At 39.9% G+C, this 3816-nt stretch carries 6 protein-coding genes; 3 read left to right on the top strand and 3 right to left on the bottom strand.

Translation table 11 applies throughout. From position 1 onward, the window contains the following. Positions 1-190 (bottom strand): hypothetical protein (locus tag HRT50_RS18235; protein ID WP_291617152.1); only part of this gene is annotated, 190 nt, incomplete at its 3' end. A gap of 409 nt (positions 191-599) precedes the next feature. Here HRT50_RS18235 and HRT50_RS18230 point away from each other — a divergent pair. Together HRT50_RS18230 and HRT50_RS18225 are read left to right on the top strand one after the other, a co-directional pair. Beyond that, positions 600-1049: a U32 family peptidase gene (locus tag HRT50_RS18230; protein ID WP_291617150.1), complete on the top strand. Its 450-nt coding sequence runs from the start codon at positions 600-602 to the stop codon at positions 1047-1049. Positions 1050-1105: 56 nt separating this feature from the next. Then, positions 1106-2257 carry a cupin domain-containing protein gene (locus HRT50_RS18225; RefSeq protein WP_291617148.1) on the top strand — a complete coding sequence of 384 codons (1152 nt, stop codon included), beginning with the start codon at positions 1106-1108 and terminating at the stop codon, positions 2255-2257. Between the two features lie 139 nt (positions 2258-2396). Here the strand turns inward: HRT50_RS18225 and HRT50_RS18220 are convergent, their stop codons facing one another. Continuing rightward, positions 2397-2519 carry a hypothetical protein gene (locus tag HRT50_RS18220; RefSeq protein ID WP_291617146.1) on the bottom strand — a complete coding sequence of 41 codons (123 nt, stop codon included), beginning with the start codon at positions 2517-2519 and terminating at the stop codon, positions 2397-2399. A gap of 21 nt (positions 2520-2540) precedes the next feature. Between HRT50_RS18220 and HRT50_RS18215 the strand changes: the two genes are divergently transcribed. Then, positions 2541-3272: a pseudouridine synthase gene (locus HRT50_RS18215; protein ID WP_291617144.1), complete on the top strand. Its 732-nt coding sequence runs from the start codon at positions 2541-2543 to the stop codon at positions 3270-3272. A gap of 111 nt (positions 3273-3383) precedes the next feature. On the opposite strand, the gene HRT50_RS18210 is transcribed toward HRT50_RS18215, so the two are convergent. Next, positions 3384-3671, bottom strand: a complete 288-nt coding sequence (locus tag HRT50_RS18210; RefSeq protein WP_291617141.1) for a DUF1244 domain-containing protein — start codon at positions 3669-3671, stop codon at positions 3384-3386. Positions 3672-3816 lie beyond the last annotated feature (145 nt).

Genomic DNA, 3816 nt, shown 5'->3' with positions numbered 1-3816 from the left:
TGATAGCACGTAAAATATTAAATTCATTTTTCCAGCGAGAGTCTAACTCAGCGGAAGGGTAGTCAGTGTTTTGGTATTTAATAATGACGGTTGCAGCATCAAACTCGGCACTGTTAGGGACAACACGCGCGACAACTGTATCTTCGTAGGAATAGATTATTTTTTTTATTTCAAATTGGGATAAATTCATTAAGACTAATAACCTTTAAATATCGCTTTTACAGAGCCTATTTATTCAATCCGATATATCCCTTACGAATTAATGCTAGCACTGTTTTTTATTGTTTTAGTGGATGATAACTCTGATGAGTTATTCCGTAACATCACTGTAAACGATAGCTTCTCTACTATCAAATATACCTTTGAAAAATCAACGTAATGAAAAAGGCTAGGGGCTTTGCTGAGGGTTAATAAATGACAGGAATAGGAATGAAAATGTCTCTTGGCTGCAACAAAATTAAAGTTAGCAGGTGGTAGGGGGAGCAGATAAAGGTAGGTCTCAATGGCTAAGAGTAAGCTATTCTGCTCTGAGCTGTGCCGCTGGCATGTGAACTTTAGCGCACTGTTAAAGTAATAGCAGTTTCATTAAGTTTTTGATCTTGTTGTACATAGGAAAAATAAATCAGGCCAGTGATGCCGGTATAGGACAGCAATTTGAGTGTGAAATTTTTTCTTGGGGTTATTTACCATTAGCGTACTCGGCGCGCTGCTTTACCGCTCGCTCTGAAGATAAAGCAAAAGATGATTGTGAGTATTGTTGTATTAAATATCCACAAGGTCGCCGAATGAATAGTCGCGAAGGCGAACGTGTTTTTCTGCTCAATGGTATTCAAACTATGTCGGGTTACCAGTATAATCTCATCAATGAAATGCCAGCCCTTGATGCAATGGGGGTTGATATTGCCAGAATCAGTGCTGATAGCAGCCAAGCCTTTAGCCAATTTGATTATTTTAGAGCGCAACTCGTTAAACCTTTGAGAAAAGAACTCGATGGTATAAATGAGTGTAATGGTTTTTGGCATAAGATTGCCGGCATGTCTGTGGCTTAACTTTCGACACCAGCTAAGCAATAGCTAACGTAACTTAATGAGAAGAATGGAAAACTATGTATACCTTAAACTTGAAGCAAATGACCCAGCAAGAATTTCTCGATGAATACTGGCAAAAAAAACCGGTAGTAATTCGCCAGGGGTTTAAAGACTTTGTTGACCCGATTGCTGCGGACGAATTGGCAGGTCTTGCTATGGAAGAACAAATAGAGTCTCGTTTGGTTCATAAAAAAGATGGTCAATGGCAAGCTTCTTTTGGTCCATTTGAAAGTTATGAACATTTAGGCAGTGAAAACTGGTCACTAGTGATACAAGCGCTTGATAACTTCTCTGAAGAAGCAGCAGAAATTATTGAAGCCTTTCGTTTTCTGCCCCACTGGCGCTTAGATGATCTAATGGCCAGTTTTGCTATGCCTGGAGGCAGTGTCGGTCCGCACATGGATAACTACGATACTTTTATTTGCCAAGGCTCAGGTAAACGTCACTGGCGCGTTGGCGATAACGGTTCACATGTTGAGTTTGCTGCACACGAATCGTTATTACATGTCGAGCCCTTTGAGGCTATCATCGATGTAGAACTAGAGACCGGCGATATTTTATATATTCCGCCTGGTTTCCCTCATGAAGGCATATCCCTTGATACATCGATGAGCTTTTCGGTCGGTTTTCGTGCCAATTCAGCGGTAAGTGTACTTAGCGCTTTTGCTGATCATTTAATTGATAATGATAAAGGCTGCAAGTTATTAACCGATCCTAATCGAAAGGTTGTTAGCCACAGCGGTGAAGTGACAAATGAGGATTACGCCAATATTAAAAGCCAAATTCAGAGCTTACTTGATGATGACGCGAGCTTTAAAACATTCACTGGCCAGTTTTTAACGGCGGCAAAGCATGATCTTGATACCTTATTACCCGATGAGCCGTTTGAGTTGACGGAAGTGAGTAATTTACTCAATAGCCATGCTATAAAACGTTTAGGCGGTTTACGTGCTTTCTACTTTGAAGATACCATTGAACAAGGCATTTGTTATATCAATGGCACTGAATTAGCTTTTTCTGCAGAGATCGCCAATGGCGTGAAGTTACTTTGTGACAAGGTGATGTTATTGCCTGATGACCTCAGCGAGTGGAGTCATAATGCCGCTTTTGTTGAGCTAGCAACTGAGCTGCTTAACCAAGGTTATTGGTATTTGGCCGAAGCCGAGTAAATTCTTAATTAAAGGCACTTTATTTTCTCCGGTTAACAACAAAGTGATTTTATACCAATTTCATTAAATTATTGCCCACTTGTGCTGGTTAAAATACTCCAAGGCGGCGTTGCTCTCAATCCCAATAGCCAGCTATTGGTCAATCGAGCGCCTTGCCTTGATTTATTTTTCCTACGCACAACAAGATCATAAACTTAATGAAAATGGTATTAGTTATTGCTTGTTGTGCAACAATGCGGATAATGGCGCTTTTCTTCATCATTATAATTAACTTATTCAGATTATGCGTTTAGATAAATTCATTTGTAAAAGTACTGAACTGACCCGAACCGAAGCTAAAAAAGTACTTAAAAGCGGGGAAGTGCGGGTTAATGGTGCAGTAGCTAAAAATGCCGCTATGCAAGTACATGAAAATAATACTATTACCATTGACGGCCAAGAGCTTACCGCCCGTGGTTCTCGCTATTATATTTTGCATAAAGTCGTCGACAGTATTTGCTCAAATGTTGATGAAGGTTATCCTTCAGTGCTTAACTTTATTGAAGTCGATAAGGCTTTTGATTTACATATCGCTGGTCGCTTAGATGCTGACACCACAGGCTTAGTGCTGCTCACCGATGATGGTCGCTGGTCGCATAATGTTATCTCGCCTAAAAAACAATGCCAAAAAACTTACCGGGTCTGGTTACGTAATGAAATTAGCGATGAAAAACTTGCGGATTTAGTTACTAGGTTTGATGAAGGCTTGCAATTACAGGGTGAAGACTCGTTAACTAGGCCCGCTATATTAACGCGGGTCGCAGAAGTTGATTTAGTTGATGAAGCGTCATACAGAAGTGAAGTATTACTGACCATTACCGAAGGTAAATACCACCAAGTTAAACGTATGTTTTCTGCGGTAGGTAATAGAGTCGTGGGCTTACATAGAGAGCAGATCGGGCAAATAACCCTGGGTGATTTAGCGCCAGGTGATTGGCGTGAATTAAGCCAAGATGAAATCGCTCAATTCTCATAGTTTTATTTTCATAACTCGCTATTTTAAGAGAAGATCAGTAGCTACTTTATTTTGAGTTATCGCTAGTAAATTGGCTACTAGATTACTTAGTAGCCAAAGAACTACATATTATTATTTCTTATTGAGAGCATTAAATTTTGCCATCTGCTCTTCGGTTGCTGGCAATTGATGTTTCTCTTTCCATTCACTGTAAGGCATGCCGTAAACCTGTTCACGGGCAGTATCGATATCAACCTCAACAGCTAATTTTTCAGCCTCCTGCACTGTCCATTTGCTAAAACAATTACGGCAAAAGCCCGCTAAGTTCATTAACTCAATGTTTTGTACGTCTTTATGTGAGTCTAAGTGCGCAAGTAAACGGCGAAATACTGCCGCTTGAATTTCTATTTCTTTATCCATGTTAGTAACCTTTTTCGATAATTATTGTTTGATGTCTTGGCTTAATACATTGGTCCAGCTTTGCTCAAATACCCGTTACCATTCAAGATGCATGTTTCAGAGTGCTTGAGCAATTTCAATTCAAGGCATATCAATGTAGCCATGG

The sequence above is a fragment of the Colwellia sp. genome, from assembly GCF_013215345.1.
Lineage (GTDB): Bacteria > Pseudomonadota > Gammaproteobacteria > Enterobacterales > Alteromonadaceae > Colwellia.
The sequence above is the reverse complement of the archived record's forward strand: the minus strand, read 5'-3'. Positions and strand labels throughout refer to the sequence as shown.

Excerpts from the sequence above, each read along its gene's own strand:
- HRT50_RS18220 (WP_291617146.1), bottom strand. The coding sequence starts at position 2,519 with ATGATGAAGAAAAGCGCCATTATCCGCATTGTTGCACAACAAGCAATA.
- HRT50_RS18210 (WP_291617141.1), bottom strand. The coding sequence starts at position 3,671 with ATGGATAAAGAAATAGAAATTCAAGCGGCAGTATTTCGCCGTTTACTT.
- HRT50_RS18225 (WP_291617148.1), top strand. The coding sequence starts at position 1,106 with ATGTATACCTTAAACTTGAAGCAAATGACCCAGCAAGAATTTCTCGAT.
- HRT50_RS18215 (WP_291617144.1), top strand. The coding sequence starts at position 2,541 with ATGCGTTTAGATAAATTCATTTGTAAAAGTACTGAACTGACCCGAACC.